Below are 19,476 nucleotides of genomic sequence, written 5' to 3'. Positions count from 1 at the left end.
TTCAGGCCGAAAACAGACGCGATACTGCCCTAGGGGAAAACTTATTCAGGGGAAACGGGGTCAGTAGTTACTTCAGCCTGATCCCCAAACATGCTGCAATGCGGATGATGTCCTGCTTAGTAGCCGATTTTCGTAAGTGGTCTTCAACTCTTCTGCGGAGTTTCACTGTGTCCAACTCGGCCATTATCCTAGTTCCGCACACCTGAATCGACCCGTCCTCGGTAAGGGATATCGCACCGTCAGCGCATGCCTGCTCAATGACGATGAGATTCGGAGTCCCCTCCGCAAGGACAAATGAACCTTCCGAAAAGACAACGGTCTGGCCTGAACGGCGCAAATACGAAACCACTGTTTTCATTGCTTCATCCGGGAATGGGCAGATCATCGTATTCCTTCCTGTCAATCCGACGCCTCTTATGGTTAAAAATGGTTAGAAGAAGGTTAGCGGGGTGTTGATAACCTTCTAACCAATCAATTGTTCATTGAAATCAGGACAGTGGCGGTCGGCCAAAAGTCATGGGTTCGGTCGGTCAATAGTCAATAGTTCGGTCGGCCAAAAGTCAGTACCGGTCGGCCATAGGTCAATAGTCAGTCGGTCAAAAGTCAATGTCAGGTCGGTCATAGGTCAATGTCTCCGAACAACCACAACAAGTTCATCCTTAAGCTCCCATGCTTCCAGAAATCCTGATTCCTTGAGAAGATTGAGAGCCCTTTTCAGCTCAATCTTGAAGTGTTTTGTCTGCATGCCGGAACCGCACAGCTTCAGCAGAGTCTCGACTTTAACCGGGTACGGCTTCCGATGACTGGCCCAGTAGCCGAATAGTTTCGAAGCAATGCCGTCTGGTAACGACCGCCTGGTCTCCCACATCACCCTGGTCAGAAACTCCTCGTCGAATAGCAACTGCATCTCCTTCCCGACCCATACCTGCCATCGGGGCAGGCTCTCGTTCCGCTCGTTTCTGGAAAGGAATTTCAGGATCAATGAAATGCTGATAAAGCTGTGCAAGCGCTTGGACTGTATGCGCAGCGCCGTGGCCTGCATGCGACTCAGACAATTCCGGAGCCGATCATAGTTTTGGCCCTTGATGGGCCATCCGAGCGCCTTGATGAACGAATAAGGGGTAAACTCAACGCACTCTCCCAGCGGGCTCTTCTTGATCAAATGCATCAGGTGCATCCAGACCAGCTCGTCATCCTGCCGAAGCTCTTCCCCTCGATAAATAACCTGACCATCTCCAATCACTGCGATCTCAACCTCCTTCAGGAACATGCGAGGCAGGTTCCTATTACGGCAGTTGAATAATGCCGACCGCAGAATCTCATTGGGCAAAGCCCGGTGACTCTCCGGCCAGTCTGGCAGGTACTTGGGTCTGGCAGCGATACTTGCCAGCAGTTCCTGAAACGTGTCGGACGCTTGTGTTTTCCCGGCGTCCGCGAACAGGGTCGGTTGAAGGTGGTCAGGCAACCGGAACCTCCCGATTCATCCTCATTGATAGTTTGGTGTTGCCTTCAGACACTTTTTCGCGCCTCGATCCACACAGCGACATCTTCAGCCCTCCAGCGCTTGCATCCCATCAGGATGACCGGCTTGGGAAAATCCTGGTATCTCAGCATCCTCCAGAGTGTTGCACGCGATACGTTCATGATTTCCATCAGGTCACGCTGCCTCAAAAGTGCTTCCATTGCCTTTCCTCCGTTCTTGGTGTTTCTCCCTGTCTCTAATATCTATAAGGGGGGCAGGTGCAATTCGTGATCTGACTCGATAAAACCGTTTAACTTGCTAATAATTCTGCTGAAAAAAATTACGTGCTGGAAAAATCCAGATACGTTGAGGTTATCCATGCCGGGAGGGACCGGCAGGCCGGTGCTGGTCATTTCCGCCTTGGCCCCCTTGCCGCCCAGCAGGTTCTTCATTTCAGCCCTCACTTCGGCCTGACCATCACCAATGATGTAGATGATCATTCCGCATCCTGATGCTTCCAGTACCTAATCACTTCCCCATGCAATCCATCCTGCACAGAGTCGTATTTGAGCAGATGAGCCAGAGATGGCGCGTTGGTCAGATCATTGGCGGCAACTGCACCTGCCCCCCCTATAGATTATGTGAATGAAGCACACTCCTTCTGGAGGCCTGTCCCCCTTGATGAAATCGTTCAGCATCACCGTACTGGCGTTGATTCTTCCGCTAGCAACCCATGCCGCAGAGATCCGCCAGCGGCCATTCAGTTATTCGCTCGATGCAGTTGCGGCTAAACCGGATGACCAGTTCGTCGTCTGTTCCGACTGCCAAGATCACAGGCTTTCCCTCCTGCCGGTGAAACCCATGCTTGCCATGCGACTCTCCGACCCGGTCAAGCCGGAGCCGCAACTTGCACTTGAGGCAAAGCCTGTCCAGTCATCCACCCACGGCGCCATCGAGACAGAAATGCAGCTCACAAGCGTGCAGTTCGATTTCGACAGCGATCAGCTGTCACGTCACGAGCGATTGAGATTTGATGGGCTGTTGGCGGGATTGTCGAAGCAGAGCACATTCGGACTGAAGGGCTACACCTGCACGATTGGGACTGATGGCTACAACAAGAGGTTGTCGATCAGGAGAGCGAATCACGTAGCAGGGATAATGAAATCTAATGGTTTTAATGTGGTGACTGTGGAGGGAAAAGGCAAGTGCTGCCCTGTTTCGACCGACAAACGCCTGAACCGGCGTGTGGAAATCGTGGAACATCGAAAGGAGGAGAAGTGAAGATCATTAACGGCAGGACCATGATGGTTGGCGGATTGATACTGCTTCTTGTCGCGGTCGCAGGGTTCTCCATGGCGAACGATGACGTGAAGACGGAGAAAGAGAATTTGATGAAGAGCTTCCCGAACCTGAAAATCGACAGTTTCAGAGAATCACCGCTCAAAGGACTCTACGAGATCACCGCAGGCGAGCAGGTATTTTACTTCAGCCCTGAAGGATACCTCTTCTTCGGGGAGATCTGGTCCAAGGACGGCAAGAACCTGACCGCCGAAATACGGGAAAAGGTTGTCGCAGAACGAATCAATGGTCTCCCCCTCGATAAAGCCCTGAAAATCGGTAATGGCCCGAAAAAGGTCATCGAGTTCACCGACCCCGACTGTCCTTATTGTCGAAAGGTCGACGACTTCCTTGCAAAACGCGCGGATGTGACTCGCTACATCTATTTCGTCCCGCTCCGCAGAATCCATCCCGACGCAGAAAAGAAGGCCCGTTACATCCTGTCCCAGCCCGACAGGGGCAAGGCTTTTCACGAGGTTTTTACCGGACAGCTGGACGGCAAACCGATTGCCATCGCCGACGGCGTGCAGCAACAGCAGCTGGAGGAGATGGAAAAGATTGCGGCTGGGATTGGGGTTCGGGGAACACCGGCACTCTGGATCGAAGGTGCTCACGTGAATGGTGCGGACATCCAACGGATATCCGGGCTTCTGGACAAGGGAAAGGAGGTGAGCAAGCCGCAATCACACTGATTCTGTACCACTGTCATCGCAGCACCATCACGTAACCAGCACAAAGGAGAAATGAATGCACAAACGGAAATTACTTCTGATGACCGCCGTCGCCATGATCGTGACCCTGGTGGCATCACAGGCCATGGCCCTCGTTGCCCCGGTAGCCGGTTCTTTCGGTTTCGAGGCCTACGACTTCTTCATCAACAACATCCTCAAAGGACCCTTCGGCGCCATTGCCGGTGTCCTGTCGATCATTGCCGGCGTCGTCGTCATGATCCAGCAAAAGATGGTCCCGGCAGTTCTCTGCATCCTGGGGGGGGTACTTGTCATCAACTCGGACAAGATCGTCACCTCGCTCGGGATGATCATCTGAACACAACGGGGGGCGAAAGCCCCCCCTCACCACCTTTGTGAACGGAGCCGGATGTGACCCGCAAGTTTCCCCAATACCTGACCCAGCCGTTCCAGGTTCTCTGGTTCGAACCCGATGACCTGGCGATCATGACCGCCAGCTTCATCCTGGCTCAGCAGTTCGGCGGGTGGCTCTGGCTGACAATGATCATCGTGCCGTGGGCCTACAGCCGCTTCAAACGACAGTATCCGCGAGGCTTCCTGCGGCATGCGCTCTATTTTCTCGGTCTGGCGCCGATGAAGGGGTACCCGCAGTTTTTCGATAAGGATTTCCTGGAATGACCACCACAGGAGCAATGAAGTGAACCTCGATATTTTCCTGCAGAAAAGTTCCAACATTTTCGCCGAGAACCGGCTGCTCAAGTTCGTGGTTGTGGCTCTCGGTATCGCCGTCGTCATCAATACCGCCGGCCTGTTCATGGCGTTGAACAGCCAGCGGGTCATCCTCGTGCCTCCGGTCGTCAACTCAAAGATCTCCGTTTCCGGGGACAAGGCGTCTGACGAGTACCTCAAGGAATTTGCCCGTTACATCCTGAACCTGGCCCTGACCTATAACCCGGTCAATGCCCGGTCGCAGTTCAGCGAACTGCTGGCCGTCTATGATCCCTCCCAGTTCCAGACAGCGAGGAAAGAGCTGTACGAGCTGGCCGACAAAATTGAAAATACCAAGGCCTCCAGCGCCTTTTACATCCAGTCGATCATCAACGACACCGAAAAGCGCCGGCTCGAAGTCACCGGCACCAAGAAGACCTACATGGTGGACCAGAAGGCAGAGGACACCCTGAAGGTCTATCTCATCGAGTACCGCATCGATAATGGAAAATTCATCCTGGTCCGCCTCTACGAGAAGCCGGCCCAAGGCGAAAGCAAGGGGGCATGATGCGCAGCACGGTTGTGTTACTGGCAGCATTGCTGGTTCCGGCACTACTCCACGCGGCTGATCAATCCGCAATCCCAAAAAAGAGAACCGCCGATGACCAGGTTATGGAGAAACCGGTTGAAAGTGAATTCCCTACAGTGGTGCTGCCGGAGGCGACGACCACCATTCGCCTGTCCAGTTCGGATCTGAACCGTATTTCCTGTCCGGCCGAGATCCGCGAGGCGCTCACCTCCACGGAAAAAGGGGTCACCATCAAGATCACCGGCAAGGATGCCTTCGTGAAGTTCAAGGTCACGAAGAAAGGTGACAAGCTCTCTTATTCGACCACACCAACCGAGTTGTATGTCGTCTGCGGCGAGGAAACCTTCAGCATGATCGTGTTTCCCCAGAGGGTTCCTTCTCAGACCATCCGACTTTCGTCAGGCAGGGAGCGCAAGATCAAGGACAACCTGTCGCTGTACGCAGGTCTGCCCTTCGAGAAAAAGCTGCTTCGCGCCATTCGGGACGTCTATACCGAGAACATCCCCGATTCCTACTCCGTGATGCGCAGGGACAAGCGGTTTTCCATATTCAGGGAAATTGTCCTGACACTGAAGCGCACCGTGGATATCGAAGGCGAAGGGCTCCGGATCAAGGAGTACGAGGCGAACCTGCGGGGGGAGCCGGCTGAGTTCAGGATGAACGAGAAGATGTTCTTGAGAACGGAACTGGCGGAAAACCCGGTGGCTGTCGCACTCGAACGACACATTCTGCGTCAGGGGGATACCTCACGGATCTTTGTGGTGGAGCAGCGGGCGGAAAAGCAGGAAGGCCGGAAACTGGCCGGCGAGCTGCCGGTCATGGATCATTCCGCTTCCAGCCAGAAGGCAAAGTTGGACACGGCCCAGAAACCGCAACCGGCACCGGCTGACCAGGAGGCAGATGATGAAAAATAAGCTGCTTTCTTACTGGAACGGCCTGACCGGCAACCAGAGGCGACTGTTAGTCTGGGGGGGCGGTGTAGCCATTTTCGGTCTGACTTTCGTGCTCGGGAGCATGGCCATGAACCACGGCAAGTCGCCTCAACCGGTGAGGAGCGCAAAGCAGGCACCGTTGAGCATCGAACCAAAGCTTCTGGAGAAGTCGCAGTACCTTGAGAGCCAGAAGGAAATAGCCAAGCGGGATGACAAGGTTGCCGAACTCCAGCAAAAGCTCGATGAAATAACCCGGGAGAAAAAGGGAGATGCACCGGCAGCTCCAGTGCTGCAGCCGGGAACGTCACTTCCCATATCAGGTGATGCCCGCAATGCTGCATCTGCCCAGGGGCAGGTTCAAAAAGCCGGATCGGGACGATCCGTACTGGCAAAACAGCCGCTGCCGCCACCGCCAATTCCGCAGACCAGTTCCATTCCGCTGCCGCCTCCTCCCACGTCAGCGCAGACGATGGCTGCCGGACAACCGCCATCACTCCCCGAGACCGAAATAGGCGACATCGCCGTCGTGTCGTCACCCGGGGCAGGAAAGCAGGCGAAAGCCGAATCGGAGGATAAAAAAAAAGACGCAGCAGGTTCAGTTTATCTGCCGCCTTCCTTTATGGAGGCGACCCTGTTGAGTGGCCTGGACGCCCCGACCACTTCGGAAGCCAAAGGTAACCCGGTCCCGGTACTGCTCAGGGTCAAGACTCCGGCGGTTCTGCCCAACAGCGTGAAAGCCAACCTCAAGGGATGTTTTGTCATCGCTGACGGCAAGGGGAACCTGGCTACTGAGCGGGCCGAACTGCTGCTGGTCTCCCTGTCATGCCTCGACCGTAAGGGGCAGGCCGTGGTTGACCAGAAGGTCAAGGGATTTGTCGTCGACGCAGATGGCAAGATCGGCCTGCGGGGACGGGTCGTGGCCAAGATGGGTTCTATGATTGCGAGGAGCATGCTGGCCGGTTTCTTCGGCGGTGCCGGTGACGCTATCAAGGCGTCGGCGACAACTTTGGCCGTCAGTCCTCTCGGCACCACCCAGACCGTAGATCCAAAGGATATTGCCATGTCAGGCGCCGGATCAGGGCTGTCGAGCGGCTTCAAAGAGATCCAGAAGTTCTACATGGAACTGGCCAAGCAGACCATGCCGGTCATCGAGGTAGGCGCCACGAAGCCGGTGACGCTGGTCATTAGCGAGGGGATCAACCTGGAAATCAAAAAGATCGCCAAGGGAGGCGGAAAGTGAAGAGAACACTGGCTCTGGCGGGAATGCTGCTCATGAGCGGCTGTGCCCTGCTCAATCCTTACGAAAGCAATTTCAGTTGCCCGGAGAGTTACAACGGCAAATGTGTCTCAGTCCAGACGGCCTACAGCGAATCATCAGGCGGCGTTGCCAAAACTAAGGATATGGCTGCCGATCAATCCCGTGAGAACTGCGGACCAGAGTCCGATAATTCCGGCGCCTGCACCGAAAGCACGAAGGAAGCGGCAGGAACCAACCCAGCGTCGAAAGAGAACGGAGCCTTGACGAAATACCGTGCCGCACTCTTCGACAAATTCACCGGTCTACTCAAGGAGCCGGTCACGCCGGTCGTTGCTCCCCCCAAGACCATGCGGGTGCTTCTGCTTCCCTATACCGGGCAGGACAATGAGTTCTACATGCTGCGCTACGTTTACTTCTTCGTGGACGAACCGCGCTGGCTCCTGGGCGACACCGTGTCGTCCGGTGAGGAGGAGTAGCGCAATGGGGATCATGTCCAGTCTATTCGGAAAGGACGGCGGCATTACCAAGGGAGAGCTGGAACAGATATCCCGTCGGGAGAAGTTCTCCGATTACTTCCCCTGGATTGCCTACGACGACAGGAAAAATATCTACCTCAACACCGATAACACCTTCGGGATGATGTGGGAGTGCGCTCCCCTGGCATTCGCCTCCGAAACGAGCATCAAAACCCTGGAGGGAATCTTTCGCGTCAACCTGCCGGAAGGTTCGGTCATGCAGTTCATTCTGTTTGCCGACCCGTTTGTCGAACCGATTGTCAATGCCTATGGGGCTCAGAAGACGCGCAGCAGCAAGCTGGTCCACGATGTCTCCGACAATGTCATGCGGTTTTTCCAGGAGGGGGTGGAGGGGCTCGGCTGCCTGAGCGGTATTCCGGTGCGCACCTTCCGGATGTTCTTCACCGTGAAGTTTCCGGTCAAGGAGATCGGCCATGTGAACCTGGACGAAGTGTTCGGCACCATTCAGGAAGTGCTGCGCGGTGCCGGCCTCGCCCCGGTCGTGGTGGGACCGGGACGACTGCTGGACTGGCTGCGGCGGATGCTGAACGAAGATCCATCCGGCAATTCGACCCACTATGATGACCGGAACATCATCCGCAAACAGGTGCTGCTCGGTACGAAGATCGAAAAGCGCTTTACCTCGCTCCGCTTCGATAACAGACACTTCCGCTGTGTCACCCCCAAATCGTTCCCCCTGAATGGCGACCCGATCCAGACCAACCAGCTCTTCGGCGGGATCATGGGGATGGCGACCGACTCAGACCAGATCCGTACACCGTTCTTCTTCACTCTCAACATTCTTCTGCGTAACCAGAAGAACAAGCTTCACACCAAGTGCAACCTGGTCCTGCAGCAGCAGGGAGTGGGTAGCTTCGCCCCGTCGCTGGCTCGCAAGAAAGATGAATACCTCTGGGCCGTGGATGAACTGGAACGGGGTACCAAGTTCTACCGGATCATCCCGATCATGTGGGTCTACGGCAGTGACGAGTGGCTGGTGAACGAGTCAGTCACCCGAGCCAAACGCGTTTGGGAGGGGCAAGGGTACGTCATGCAGGAGGACAAGGGAATTCTTCCTATCCTGTTCATCTCGTCTCTGCCATTCGGGCTCTACGACAACGGCAGCAACATCGACACCCTCGACCGTGACCACATCATGCCGGTGGACAGCATTGCCGTGACCCTGCCGATCCAGGGAGACTTCTCGGGGCTTGGTAAGCCGGTCATGCTCTTTGCCGGGCGGAAGGGGAACCTGTTCGGTCTCGACATCTTCAACAAGGGGGTCAACAACCACAACGCCATGGTATGCGCCTCCAGCGGTGCCGGCAAAAGCTTCTTCATCAACTATCTGGTCTACAACTACTTCGCCATGAACTCCAAGATCAGGATCATCGATATCGGCGGCTCTTACAAGAAGATGACCAAGCTGTTCGGTGCCCGCTATCTGGATTTCAGCGAGGATTCCCAGGTCTGCCTGAACCCCTTCACCAACATCATCGATCCCGAGTACGACATCCCGGTCATCGCTCCCATCGTCGCCCAGATGGTGTTCTCCACCGGCAAGACCATCCCCAGTGAAACAGAGATGACCCTTATCAAGGGGGCTGTGCGTTGGGCCTGGCAGCAGGAGGGGAATGATGCCGGCATCGATACGGTCTACGAATTCCTTGCCAATTTCGAGCGCTATTCCTCCGAGGGTGGCGAGATCAAGGAAGCCGCCTCTCGGCTGGCCTTCAACCTGGCTGACTTTCGGAGTGACGGTGCCTTTGGCCGCTTCTTCAACGGCAAAAGCAGCCTCGACATCTCCAACGACGAGTTCGTAGTGCTCGAACTGGAGCATCTCAAGTCCCGCAAGGAGCTGTTCCGGGTCGTCACCCTCCAGGTAATCAACGCCGTCACCCAGGATCTCTACCTCTCCGACAAGTCGGACCAGCGGCTGATTGTCTTCGACGAGGCCTGGCAGTTTCTCGGGGAGAGCTCGACCCTGAAGGAGGTCATCGAGGAGGGGTATCGCCGGGCCCGGAAATACGGAGGGAGCTTCACCATAATCACGCAGTCGGTGCTCGACATGAAGCTGTTCGGGGGCGTTGGCGACGTGATCAGGAACAACTCCGCCTTCAAATTCTTCCTGGAGTCGTCGGATTTCGAGAAGGCGCTGGATGAGAAGCTTCTGGACTATGACGACTTCACCATGCGGATTCTGAAGTCAACCAAGAGCAACAAACCCAAGTATTCGGAGATCTTCATGGACACGCCTTTCGGGGCCGGCATCGGCAGGTTGGCCGTCGATCCGTTTTCATATTACGTGTTCACGTCGGATGCGAGCGAGATTGCCGAAATAGAGGCAATGGTGGATGGCGGAGTGAGTTATGAGGATGCGATCCGTGAGATGGTCAAGAAATACCGCAGCTAGCCTGACCGTGGCCCTGGCACTTGCGAGTTCCCACGCACTGGCTGTGGACGGGAAGACCGCAGGCCAGAGCACTGGTCAGACGGCTCTTTCCCGGTTCGGCACCAAGAACGGTATTAACAGCAACATCTCGTTGCCGATGACCAACTCCGCAAACCTCATGCAGACGGTGAACGGTGCCACCAGTTTTACGGCGACCCTGAACGCCCCGTCCTCGGCCAAATTTCTGGAAGTGCTGATCCAGCCGGCAGGGACCGGCGACCTGCAGCAGGTCATCGTCAGTCAGGATCTCAACACCGACGGCAGCATCGACAACGTCCATACTGTCCCGGCAATCATTTCCGGGGTCTGCGCCAACGGCTTTATCTCCTGCACTGCCGGGAGCTGGTCGAACTGCAAGTACTTCACGTGGGCAGCCGACGCCGATGGCCGGGTTACCGAAGCGCCGGCCTCCATTACCGACCTTGGTGGGTGCTACTGCATCAACAGCAGCTGCGGCAGCAACCTGGTCTGGGTGAACAGCGCCATCGTTCTCAAGGACATTGGCGGAGGGATCGTCAACGCCGTCCATACCAGCAATACCCAATTCACCATCACTAACGTCGCCACTGACATCACCACCATCACCTACTACGGGCAGGTGACCACCCAGACAAACAATGCTGCGTCAAGCGTCTCGGCCTTCGCTTCATCACCGACCGTTGCCACCCTGTCGGGTTACTACACCAACTGGCCGCAGCTGACTGCTGCCCGTGACTCCGCCGCCATCTCCCAATCTTCCGATCCCAGCAGTTTTTACTACCTGATCTCCAATTCAGGCGCGGCACGCCAGGCACAGGGCAAGGCGAGCGTCTGCACCATCGACCGTGCCGGGCGGGTCGATACCACTGTCAAGTCGTTCAATGACTCAGGGAGCAGTTCACTCTGCACCGACCATTTGGTCTATATGAGGGTCCACAAGGTCGATGACCTGACCTATCAGCTGGAATACCTAGACACCGGCCCGGGAGGACCGGGAGCGGCGCACAACAACTGCGGCGGCAGTCCTGGCGGCGATGGCTGGCATACCGTCAAAACTGTGATCGTGTCTACTCCTGATCCGGCCAAACTCGGCCAGCTCATGGCCGCCACATTCAACATGAACAACATGAGTGGCGGCGGCTGCAATTCCGCTTCGGCCTCGGTGGATGGGGTCATCAACGGTTTTGATACCTCTGTGCAGACCGGCATCGTCTGTCCTGCAGGCGGTGCCCAGGGGGTCTCGTTCAACTGGAGCTATTTCTTCGACTTCAAGGAAGATACCTACACGGAAGGGGTTGAAGACAAATGTGCAACCCTGGCCAACGACCCGGACTGCCGACTCAAGGAAGAGGATATTGACGGTGTCGTGACCTACCAGAACTTCAATCCAACCGGTTTTAATCCGCTCCCATCCTGCAAGAACTTCACTGGTCAGGTGGGTACCAACAAGATCTGCCGGGACTGGTGGCACAAGAAGCGTACCTATGTCTGCGGCAGCACTCAATACGACTTCTCCGATGTGGCGACCCGTTTCGGGCAGGTGGTCTCCTCGGCCAGCGACAATACAGCGAACCTGACCTTCCAGGACCCGCGTCTCGGTCCAACTGGTTGGACCATAGCCAATGGCAGTATCAACCTGCCGCAGCGGGACCCAGCCTCGGAATGCGAAGTGGCTTGCAAGACCCGCATCGCCAAAACCGATACCCAGGTAACGACGACCGGCACGGTCAATGACATGCGGGTTCCCGCCCAGTCCTACGACATCTTCTACAAAACCTGCATCAACAACAGCTGTACCGTCAATCCGGGCGAGGAAATCCTCATCGATTGCCAGTGCATCAACGAGTTTGCCGAGGCTGCCACGGTGATCCAGACGCTCCGGTTGGCCGGCAAGGACAATATCTGTTCCAGCGGCCAGAAACAGCCGATGCAGTCGAGGTAAGACCAGATGCTATTCCGAATTGTCTACTCAGCAATCTACGCCGTTCTGCTCCTTACACTATCAGGAGTTGTTTCTACCGCGCAGGCTGTTGTCAGTTGCCAGGACACGATCACGACGGGAACCACCTACCGTTACGTCGATGCCCTGGCGTTTTTCACCGAGTTCAACGGCAAGACCTACGCCATCGCCAAATCAGCGGTCAGCGGCAGTCAGTCGCTTCCCGACATCTATTTCGATTTTTCGGCGAATATCAGCCGGGAATATCTGATGACCGGCACTGATACGGCTTCGCTCAAGCGGATGCTTTCTCTCGGGCAGTTCGGGGCGGCAAAACCGGTACGTGTGGACAGCCAGCAGACATTGGATTTCCTGATCAAGCGGTATGGTGCCTATTTGGGGGTCTCGTCATCGGATAAGAGCACCTATATCGATGCCTGGAAGGAGTTCGGTCCAAGTGGTTTCGCTGCCATTGATGGTTCCGGGCTCTCATTCAGCAAATGGCCGGCAAGCGGACCCTATACCGGTCAGGACCCGCAGGCGGTCGTCATGGGGAGTGACGGTGTCTGGACGAGTGGCATCGATGGGACGAGAAGCTCTCAGATCGTGGAATTTTCAGGGAAGCTCGACTGCGCTCTGTCGTACATCGATCCCGGCACTATTACCCCGCCTCCGCCACCACCGCCACCGCCGCCTCCTGATCCAAATGCCATCAATAACATCATGTGCGGTCAGGATCTGAACAACAACGGCTATGCCGGTGACCCGGAAGAAACAGCCAACTGCATTCAGACAGCTCAAGGACAATTCTGCCCGGTCGGTTCCACGGAATGCGTTGAAACCTATACCGCACCGGTCTGTCCGAATGGCTCGACCCTGGAAACGAACCGCGACATGTGCCAGGCAACGGCCCAGAATATCTGTGGCAGCGGCTACACCTGGGATTCCAGCATCGATAAGTGTGTGAAGGATATAGTCTGCCCGGAAAACGGTACTTTCAACACGGTTGCCGACCGGTGCGAGAAACTGGTCCAGAATGTCTGTCCTGCCGGCTATGCCTATGACGCCAACCCGGCCAGCCCGACCTATGACCGCTGCGTGAAGTCGGCCAGCTGCAGCAGCGGTGGGTCGTTCATTGCCGCCCGTGACCGCTGCGAGAAGGCCTGGATGCCGGTCTGTGACAGCGCCAACGGCTATTATTACAATGCCCAGACCGGTATTTGCCAGCGGGCGCCGATCTGCACCTATGGCAGCTACAATGGCGCCTACAATCTGTGCGTCCAGCCCTTTGTCCCTTCGTGCCCCAATGGGTACACCTACAATGCAGGTCGTTCCCGGTGCGAGAAGGCCCCGGAATGCCCGCCCGGAACCACCTACAACGGAGTGACCAACAAGTGCGACGCCATCTCCGCTGCCAGTTCCCAACAGGTGCTCGCCTGCAGTCCAAAGTCATTCCTCTGCGCCTCTTACGCCGACTCCTGCTGCAACGTCAACATTTCCTGCCCGAGCGGTCCGCAAGGACAGGTGAGTGTTGTCGCCAACTACTGCTGCCTCGGTTCCGATTCGATCACCATCCAGTCGCCGCTCAATCTGCTGAGCAGGACCGAGCTGACCAGCACCGGGTATGCACTTTCGGCGTTGCAGTGCGACAGTGTCGGCAACTGCAGTTACTACTTCATGGACCGCTACTGTGCTGACGGTTCACCGGCCAGCGACTGGATGCTTTCCGGTTCGTTCACCATGTCATCGACCCAGATGGTCTGTCCCCCCGGGCAGGCGCTGATCAATGGTAACCAGTGTCTTTCAGCTACCAATCCGACCTGTTCCGGCGGCAACTTCGATCCGAATCTTGATGTCTGCTGGGCCGCCTATACACCGACCTGTACCCAGGGGACCTATGACAGCGCCAGTGGTCTCTGTGTTCTGGTGCCTTCTTGTCCGAACGGCACATTGAATACGGCAACCGATCAGTGCGAGGCGGTCATCACCAAGGATTGCGGCACTTATGCGCTCGATGCCGGCGCCAACCTCTGCTACTCCGCACCGGTCTGCGCCAATGGCGCCTATGACGCGAGCCTCAATGTATGTCAGGCCACTCTGACCAGGGATTGCGGCAGCTATTCGTGGAGCCAGGCCGATTTCAAATGCCTGCAGCCGGTTTCCTGCCCGCAGGACTCGACCTTTTCCCAAGCTGCCACCATCAAGTTTACTGCCACGCTCGACAAATGCGTTTCCGACGTCCAGCACGACTGTCCGGCAGGAACCACCTACACGCCGCTTCCTATCGGCAAGTGCGAGGCCGTGCCGATCTGCAGTGGCGCCGGCATCTACAACCCCCAGAAGGACAGCTGTTTCGAGGGGTTCAATACCTGTCCGCTTGGGACTCAGTACGCGTGCATGGAATATCAAGGGAAAATGCAGTGTTCCCCGAATCCCTGCTTCAACCCGGGTGCGCCCGGATCAGAAGTGACCACTACTCTCGACGAGTCGATGCTGCAGGACGATGGACCGAAAGATGCGAACGGTAACTGCCTTGGCCAGATCTACATTTTCAACGGCAAGGCGTCCCGCTGCCGTCCCCCGGGGATGACGGTCGGGTACCTCAACAACTGCTGTGAAAGCGACAAGGTCGCCTCGGAGGATACCGGCAACAACATACAGTATGCCGCTCAGGGCATTCAGATGGCCTATGAAATCGGCCAGGTCGCCTATTACGGCAATGCGTTGGTCACTGGAGCGGCCCAGATTTCGGCTATCTCGACCACGGCAACCGGAGCTGTCACCTCCATGACCGTGGTCACGGCTACCGGCACCACAACCACGCTTTCAGGAGCGGCAGCTACCGGTGCATACGCTACCATGGCCAGTGGGGCGACAGGAGCATCGGCCCTTGGCGCTGGTCTTCAGGCCTACGCTGCTGCGCTGTTCAATCCGGCCACCATTGCCATTGCCATCGTCGTGATGGTGGTGATGAAGGTGCTGATGGGGAGCGGCTGTGACCAGGGTGATATCCAGACCGGGATGCAGAATGCCGCCAAGGACTGTCACTACGTGGGGGATTACTGCCAGAAGAAATGGCCGCTGGTGGGATGTGTGCAGAAGGCCAAGAGCTTCTGTTGCTTCAACTCGAAAATGGCGAGGATCATCCATGAACAAGGGAGACCGCAACTGCAATCGTTTCAGCCGAACGGCGCCTGGGGGGTACCGGAAGCTCCCAACTGCCGTGGCTTCACCCCCGATGAATTCCAGTCCCTGGATTTCTCGCGGATCGATCTGTCGGAATACTTCGAAGACGTACAGAAGGATCTTGCTACCAAGATCGATGGTTCACAACAGACCATCATGCAGAACATCCAGAACAAGTATCAGGCGACCACGAAATGACCATACGCAACGGACTGGCAGCGATTGGGTTGATGGTGTGCGTTTCATCGGCACAGGCCAAAGAACTTGGCACCTTCGGCATGACGTACAGGATTGCGGAGCGGGATGCCCTGGCCGAGATCGAGGAACGGGCCAGGCAGGTGGACTGGCACAAGGTGCTGGACAAACAGAAGGTCGAGAACTTCCAGGGGCCGCCGGACCGGGTGCGCCTGCCGCGTGCGAAGCGGAACCGGAGCTTCCCGGTTGATATGACCTATACCACAGAAATCGATGTTCCCGACGGCAAGGGGGGCATCCTCTATCCGAAGGGATATACCTTCAATCCGCTCGACTACGTGACCTACCCGAAAACGCTGGTGGTCATCGACGGCACCGACGCGGACCAGGTGAAATGGTTTGCAGCTTCCGAGTATGACAAGCGGCTCGATGTGACACTCCTTCTCACCGGGGGGAGCTTCGGGGCCGTGTCGAAGAAGATCAGCCGCCCGTTGTTCTATGCCGACCGCAAGATCGTTGAACGGCTCAAGCTGCAGGCGGTGCCGTCAGTTGTCAGGCAGAAGGGACGGATCATGGAGGTAACGGAGGTCAAGCTGACAAAGATTATCGGTACACCAGCACATGGCAGGAAGGGGGCACCATGAAGTCGCAGCTATTACGTCGCCTGGCAACAGCCTGCATCATTGCGCTGTGTTCCGGGTGTTCCCATGAATCTTGGACAACGGTGGAGGAGACATCCCGCCTGCCATCCGTGGCCGCACCGATCCTGGCGCCGGTCAGCTGGGTTGCGATGGCCGGCAGGGCTGCCACCAGACCTGCATCCATGGGGACAGATTCCGAGCGGGGGAAGCAGTTCGTGCTGACCCGCAGGGTGCTGGATGACTTCAGCAGTGACGGGAAGTTCATGGAAGAGGTGCTGGCAATGCAGAACCGGTTCCGTGCCCGTGATTGGGGTGAGATATCCCCTGAGCAACTCCAGATCAACAGCAGTTCCACCAATGGCAAAGGAACTGTCGGTCGCTATCCAACCGGGAATAAGCGGTCAATCATCATCACGGACGAAGGGTCCGAATTCAAGGTGCGATATGAGGATGAACCTGAACCATAACATCCCGATCTTCACGCTGATCGTGCTCATCATGACAGTACCACTCGCCTGGGGTGCCGGCGGTAGTTGCAAGGGGAAGGTGCTCAACCCGGTGACCGACATCTGCTGGCAGTGCATGTTCCCGGTAAAGATGGGGAGCGTCTCTTATGGCAATGGCGCCGAGCCGGCACCAGGTAATATCACCTCGCCGGTCTGTGCCTGTCCCGACAGCAAGGGGGTCTTGATCATCGGCGTGTCAACCGCATTCTGGGAGCATGCCCGTCTGATCGAGACCGTGAAGGACCCGTTCTGCTTCCCGGTCATGGGCACCGGCATGACCAACCCGAAGCCGGGCTTCTCGTCCGGGGAGAACCGGAGCAAGGAGTACGGCGACTCCGACTACGCCTTCCAACAGGCCCATTACTTCTATTTCCCGGCCTGGTCGATCCTGAAGCTGTTCATGGATTTCCCCTGTGCCGAAAACAAGGCCTTCGACCTGGCCTACATGACCGAAGTTGACCCCATGTGGAATGACGACAGCCTGTCATTCATCATCAACCCGGAGGCGCTCCTGTTCGGCAACCCGGTGTCGCAGCTGGCATGCGTTGCCGATAGCGTGGGAGCGACCATGTCGTATCCCATCGATCCCCTGTTCTGGTGCATGGGGAGCTGGGGCTCCTTCTACCCCCTGTCGGGGAGCATGATCGAGAACAACCCGTTTAACGTCAACGCCGGCCTGGCGGCCCGGATGCTGTTCAAACTCGGCAGAGAAACGCTCCTTTACGATACCGGCATCAACCAGTGCGCCAGCGCCGGGGTCGTGACGCCGATCCTGGTCAAGAGCAATTACCGGCTCCAGATCGCCCGACCGGTACGCGGCAACGACTGCATCCCCATTGGCCGGCCGTCACTGATCTGGGGGACGGCGAAGAATCCCCCCTTCGGGACAACCAATACGTCACCGGACAATTTTCTCTGGTCACTGACACGAAGGAGGGTCTGTTGCGTCGGCTATGCGCTCAATTGATCTGCTGCCTTGCGGTTGCTTCGTCTTGTACGGTCGCAGCTGCCGGCACTCCAGGGTACATCGCCACTCCCGACACCTGCTGTGTGGTGGACAGGGTGGTTGAGGATACGGTCCATCTTAGGAAGGTCGGTGTCTGCACCGGCAAGTCGGGTCGGGCATACATCGAAACGAAGTTGAAGAAAGTGAAGGTAGTCGTTGAGGGAACCTTGTGGAAGGAGACTGATGTGGAGGGGCTGACTGTGCCGGACCTGGCCAATAGCCTGTCCAATGCCGACCGGCTTGCGAAAGAGATGACCGTTCCCGGGAACCGGCACGAGAAAGAGATGGCAGATCTGGCCGGAACGCTCGATTCCTACTACCACTCGGATGAATTCCAGTTGCGGGTGAAGAGCGAGACGGAGCGGATCAAATCGGAAGTGTTCGGGGACAAGATCTCCGGTTATTACACTGACAAGGGTAAGGAAGCACCGAAGGGCAAGTTGGCCGCGTCCGAGCGGGTCTACGTCTTCATCTCGTCGGCGATGCCCCTTGCGACCATCAGGAACTATGCAGCCTCCGTGGCCCGGTTGGGTGACCCGAATGTTTCCCTGGTCATGCGTGGATTCGTGGACGGGATGACCAAGATCCAGCCGACTATCGGTTTCATTGCTTCGGTGTTGCAGCGCGACCAGGCATGCCGCCCCCAGAACGGTGGCTGCGAGATGCTGCCGGCAGGGCTGGTCGTTGATCCCCTGCTATTCCGCCGGTACCGGATCGACCGGGTTCCTGCCGTGGTCTATACCCGCGGGCTCAAGACCGAGGATGCCGGTTTGAGCGAGGGAGATCCCAAGAATACCACCATCTCGGATCACTATGCGGCATACGGAGACGCCAGACTGGAATATCTGCTCGACCAGATCCGGAGGGAGAGCGGGTCGGATTCACTGGCCGCACTACTGACCGTCTCGGGTGACCGGAAATGAACGAGGAAAGAGAGTCACAATCAATGAGTGAAATGATCAGTATAAAAACCAGTGAAGCCTCTGAAGAGATGGATGCCGTGTCGGTACCGAAAGAGCCTCCCAAAACGTACCCCAAAGAGCAAACCAAACGGCAACCAGGTACACTGGCCCTGATTGGCATCTGTCTGGCGGTATCTTTGGCAGCATCTTTGGCAACCGTTGCCGGGTATGACCACTGGTATGCCCAGAAGGTCGTGGCCGTCGATATCAAGGGGTACATCGCCCAGCAGCGGGACAACTACCTTGCCGGCAAGCTGAACGATGACGAGCTGCGGAAGAGTTTCGACCGTCTTGAGGCGGTCATTACAGCCATACCAAAGAACCGGGTGATCATCATGGGTGACGCGGTGGTGCGCAATGCCGAAACCGTTAAGCCTTGATTTCCATAACTGGCGGCTCTGGCTGGCGATCACCTGCCTGCTTATCGCGGGTACGCTGCTCCCTTACAAGGTCAGCGTCACCCTGACGCCATCTCTCAAACACCGGGTCTACTGGCTCACCCGGAACCCGGACCGTGTGGGACGGGGAGAGTATGTTCTGTTCCACGACAAGGAACTGGCTGCCAGGGTCGGGATGAAGAAGTCGGAGGATATGATGAAGCTCGTGGGATGCAATGAGGGGGATCTGCTCACCGTGGACGCGGAGAAGAAGTTCTACTGCAACGGCGAGTACCTGGTCAGGGCCAAGGACTTTTCACTCAAGGGGGCACCGCTGCAGCACTTCGCCTTCAACGGCATTGTCCCCAAGGGGGCCATGTTCGTGATGGGTGAGCACAAGGACAGCTACGATTCGCGGTATTTCGGCTTCGTGGACAAGAGCCGCATCCTGGCGAGAGCCTACCCGATCTTCTGAGAGGATTAGCGTGCCCATCGAGAAACTCAATCCGCTGCACTACATGGGGCAGGCCGAATACACCGGCTTCTGGCAGAAGCTCTTCGCCACGATCCTCTATGGCTTCTGGGGGCGCTGCTTCTTCGTCGCCCTGGTGGTATCCGCCTTCTGGGTCGGGGTGCGACAGCGCAATCCGACTCTGGCTGCCATCTGCCTGCTGCTGGCGGCCATTGTCGCCTATGGCGGCGGGATCATGAATCTGATCCGTTCATTCACGGGATAGGAGAG

General features: G+C 56.9%; 22 protein-coding genes. 18 read left to right on the top strand and 4 right to left on the bottom strand.

Annotated features, from left to right (window positions below; genetic code table 11):
• Positions 1-67: 67 nt before the first annotated feature.
• The 4 genes from GJT30_06070 to GJT30_06055 form a co-directional block, all read right to left on the bottom strand.
• Positions 68-403: a hypothetical protein gene (locus GJT30_06070; protein ID MSM39170.1), complete on the bottom strand. Its 336-nt coding sequence runs from the start codon at positions 401-403 to the stop codon at positions 68-70.
• Positions 404-625: 222 nt separating this feature from the next.
• On the bottom strand, positions 626-1,465 hold the full coding sequence (locus tag GJT30_06065; GenBank protein ID MSM39169.1) for a TrfA family protein: 840 nt from the start codon (positions 1,463-1,465) through the stop codon (positions 626-628).
• Positions 1,466-1,509: 44 nt separating this feature from the next.
• Entirely contained in the window at positions 1,510-1,683 is a 174-nt protein-coding gene (locus GJT30_06060) for an AlpA family phage regulatory protein (protein ID MSM39168.1), read from the bottom strand.
• Positions 1,684-1,725: 42 nt separating this feature from the next.
• The gene (locus tag GJT30_06055; GenBank protein ID MSM39167.1) at positions 1,726-1,962 is read right to left on the bottom strand and encodes a hypothetical protein; all 237 of its coding nucleotides are present in this window, start codon (positions 1,960-1,962) and stop codon (positions 1,726-1,728) included.
• 181 nt (positions 1,963-2,143) lie between these two features.
• Between GJT30_06055 and GJT30_06050 the strand changes: the two genes are divergently transcribed.
• The 18 genes from GJT30_06050 (at position 2,144) to GJT30_05965 (ending at position 19,471) form a co-directional block, all read left to right on the top strand.
• Complete coding sequence (locus tag GJT30_06050; protein MSM39166.1) at positions 2,144-2,743, top strand: OmpA family protein; 600 nt, start codon at positions 2,144-2,146, stop codon at positions 2,741-2,743.
• Positions 2,740-3,492 (top strand): thioredoxin fold domain-containing protein, encoded by a 753-nt coding sequence (locus GJT30_06045; GenBank protein ID MSM39165.1) that lies wholly within the window; start codon positions 2,740-2,742, stop codon positions 3,490-3,492. Before GJT30_06050 ends, GJT30_06045 begins: the two co-directional genes overlap by 4 nt.
• 55 nt (positions 3,493-3,547) lie before the next feature.
• The gene (locus GJT30_06040; protein ID MSM39164.1) at positions 3,548-3,847 is read left to right on the top strand and encodes a hypothetical protein; all 300 of its coding nucleotides are present in this window, start codon (positions 3,548-3,550) and stop codon (positions 3,845-3,847) included.
• A 53-nt stretch (positions 3,848-3,900) separates the two neighbouring features.
• Complete coding sequence (locus tag GJT30_06035) at positions 3,901-4,167, top strand: conjugal transfer protein TraL (protein MSM39163.1); 267 nt, start codon at positions 3,901-3,903, stop codon at positions 4,165-4,167.
• Positions 4,168-4,186: 19 nt separating this feature from the next.
• Positions 4,187-4,765 carry a pilus assembly protein gene (locus tag GJT30_06030; GenBank protein MSM39162.1) on the top strand — a complete coding sequence of 193 codons (579 nt, stop codon included), beginning with the start codon at positions 4,187-4,189 and terminating at the stop codon, positions 4,763-4,765.
• Positions 4,765-5,700 (top strand): hypothetical protein, encoded by a 936-nt coding sequence (locus GJT30_06025; protein MSM39161.1) that lies wholly within the window; start codon positions 4,765-4,767, stop codon positions 5,698-5,700. Before GJT30_06030 ends, GJT30_06025 begins: the two co-directional genes overlap by 1 nt.
• Complete coding sequence (locus tag GJT30_06020) at positions 5,690-6,958, top strand: conjugal transfer protein TraB (protein MSM39160.1); 1,269 nt, start codon at positions 5,690-5,692, stop codon at positions 6,956-6,958. The genes GJT30_06025 and GJT30_06020 overlap by 11 nt, the downstream gene beginning before the upstream one ends.
• Complete coding sequence (traV, locus tag GJT30_06015; GenBank protein ID MSM39159.1) at positions 6,955-7,452, top strand: type IV conjugative transfer system lipoprotein TraV; 498 nt, start codon at positions 6,955-6,957, stop codon at positions 7,450-7,452. The genes GJT30_06020 and traV overlap by 4 nt, the downstream gene beginning before the upstream one ends.
• A 4-nt stretch (positions 7,453-7,456) precedes the next feature.
• Positions 7,457-9,904: a TraC family protein gene (locus GJT30_06010; protein ID MSM39158.1), complete on the top strand. Its 2,448-nt coding sequence runs from the start codon at positions 7,457-7,459 to the stop codon at positions 9,902-9,904.
• On the top strand, positions 9,861-11,864 hold the full coding sequence (locus GJT30_06005) for a hypothetical protein (GenBank protein ID MSM39157.1): 2,004 nt from the start codon (positions 9,861-9,863) through the stop codon (positions 11,862-11,864). Before GJT30_06010 ends, GJT30_06005 begins: the two co-directional genes overlap by 44 nt.
• A gap of 1,674 nt (positions 11,865-13,538) precedes the next feature.
• Positions 13,539-15,245, top strand: coding sequence for a hypothetical protein (locus GJT30_06000; GenBank protein ID MSM39156.1), 1,707 nt, complete (start codon positions 13,539-13,541; stop codon positions 15,243-15,245).
• Entirely contained in the window at positions 15,242-15,886 is a 645-nt protein-coding gene (locus GJT30_05995) for a hypothetical protein (GenBank protein ID MSM39155.1), read from the top strand. The genes GJT30_06000 and GJT30_05995 overlap by 4 nt, the downstream gene beginning before the upstream one ends.
• On the top strand, positions 15,883-16,350 hold the full coding sequence (locus tag GJT30_05990; GenBank protein ID MSM39154.1) for a hypothetical protein: 468 nt from the start codon (positions 15,883-15,885) through the stop codon (positions 16,348-16,350). The genes GJT30_05995 and GJT30_05990 overlap by 4 nt, the downstream gene beginning before the upstream one ends.
• The gene (locus GJT30_05985) at positions 16,334-17,356 is read left to right on the top strand and encodes a conjugal transfer protein TraU (GenBank protein ID MSM39153.1); all 1,023 of its coding nucleotides are present in this window, start codon (positions 16,334-16,336) and stop codon (positions 17,354-17,356) included. Before GJT30_05990 ends, GJT30_05985 begins: the two co-directional genes overlap by 17 nt.
• The gene (locus tag GJT30_05980) at positions 17,332-18,318 is read left to right on the top strand and encodes a conjugal transfer protein TrbC (GenBank protein MSM39152.1); all 987 of its coding nucleotides are present in this window, start codon (positions 17,332-17,334) and stop codon (positions 18,316-18,318) included. The genes GJT30_05985 and GJT30_05980 overlap by 25 nt, the downstream gene beginning before the upstream one ends.
• Positions 18,315-18,737 (top strand): hypothetical protein, encoded by a 423-nt coding sequence (locus tag GJT30_05975; GenBank protein MSM39151.1) that lies wholly within the window; start codon positions 18,315-18,317, stop codon positions 18,735-18,737. The genes GJT30_05980 and GJT30_05975 overlap by 4 nt, the downstream gene beginning before the upstream one ends.
• Positions 18,715-19,209, top strand: coding sequence for a peptidase (locus tag GJT30_05970; GenBank protein MSM39150.1), 495 nt, complete (start codon positions 18,715-18,717; stop codon positions 19,207-19,209). Before GJT30_05975 ends, GJT30_05970 begins: the two co-directional genes overlap by 23 nt.
• Positions 19,210-19,219: 10 nt before the next feature.
• Positions 19,220-19,471 carry a hypothetical protein gene (locus GJT30_05965; protein MSM39149.1) on the top strand — a complete coding sequence of 84 codons (252 nt, stop codon included), beginning with the start codon at positions 19,220-19,222 and terminating at the stop codon, positions 19,469-19,471.
• Positions 19,472-19,476 lie beyond the last annotated feature (5 nt).

The sequence above is a fragment of the Geobacter sp. genome, assembly GCA_009684525.1.
In the GTDB taxonomy this organism is placed as follows: domain Bacteria; phylum Desulfobacterota; class Desulfuromonadia; order Geobacterales; family DSM-12255; genus Geoanaerobacter.
Note: the sequence above shows the minus strand (reverse complement) of the source record. Positions and strands in the feature narration are given on the sequence as shown.

Coding starts and splice junctions, on each gene's coding strand:
- GJT30_06000 (MSM39156.1), top strand. CDS start 13,539: ATGGACCGCTACTGTGCTGACGGTTCACCGGCCAGCGACTGGATGCTT.
- GJT30_05985 (MSM39153.1), top strand. CDS start 16,334: ATGAACCTGAACCATAACATCCCGATCTTCACGCTGATCGTGCTCATC.
- GJT30_05975 (MSM39151.1), top strand. CDS start 18,315: ATGAACGAGGAAAGAGAGTCACAATCAATGAGTGAAATGATCAGTATA.
- GJT30_06060 (MSM39168.1), bottom strand. CDS start 1,683: ATGGAAGCACTTTTGAGGCAGCGTGACCTGATGGAAATCATGAACGTA.
- GJT30_05990 (MSM39154.1), top strand. CDS start 15,883: ATGAAGTCGCAGCTATTACGTCGCCTGGCAACAGCCTGCATCATTGCG.
- GJT30_06040 (MSM39164.1), top strand. CDS start 3,548: ATGCACAAACGGAAATTACTTCTGATGACCGCCGTCGCCATGATCGTG.
- GJT30_06050 (MSM39166.1), top strand. CDS start 2,144: ATGAAATCGTTCAGCATCACCGTACTGGCGTTGATTCTTCCGCTAGCA.
- GJT30_06020 (MSM39160.1), top strand. CDS start 5,690: ATGAAAAATAAGCTGCTTTCTTACTGGAACGGCCTGACCGGCAACCAG.
- GJT30_06025 (MSM39161.1), top strand. CDS start 4,765: ATGCGCAGCACGGTTGTGTTACTGGCAGCATTGCTGGTTCCGGCACTA.
- GJT30_06055 (MSM39167.1), bottom strand. CDS start 1,962: ATGATCATCTACATCATTGGTGATGGTCAGGCCGAAGTGAGGGCTGAA.
- GJT30_05970 (MSM39150.1), top strand. CDS start 18,715: ATGCCGAAACCGTTAAGCCTTGATTTCCATAACTGGCGGCTCTGGCTG.
- GJT30_06010 (MSM39158.1), top strand. CDS start 7,457: ATGGGGATCATGTCCAGTCTATTCGGAAAGGACGGCGGCATTACCAAG.
- GJT30_05995 (MSM39155.1), top strand. CDS start 15,242: ATGACCATACGCAACGGACTGGCAGCGATTGGGTTGATGGTGTGCGTT.
- GJT30_06005 (MSM39157.1), top strand. CDS start 9,861: ATGAGGATGCGATCCGTGAGATGGTCAAGAAATACCGCAGCTAGCCTG.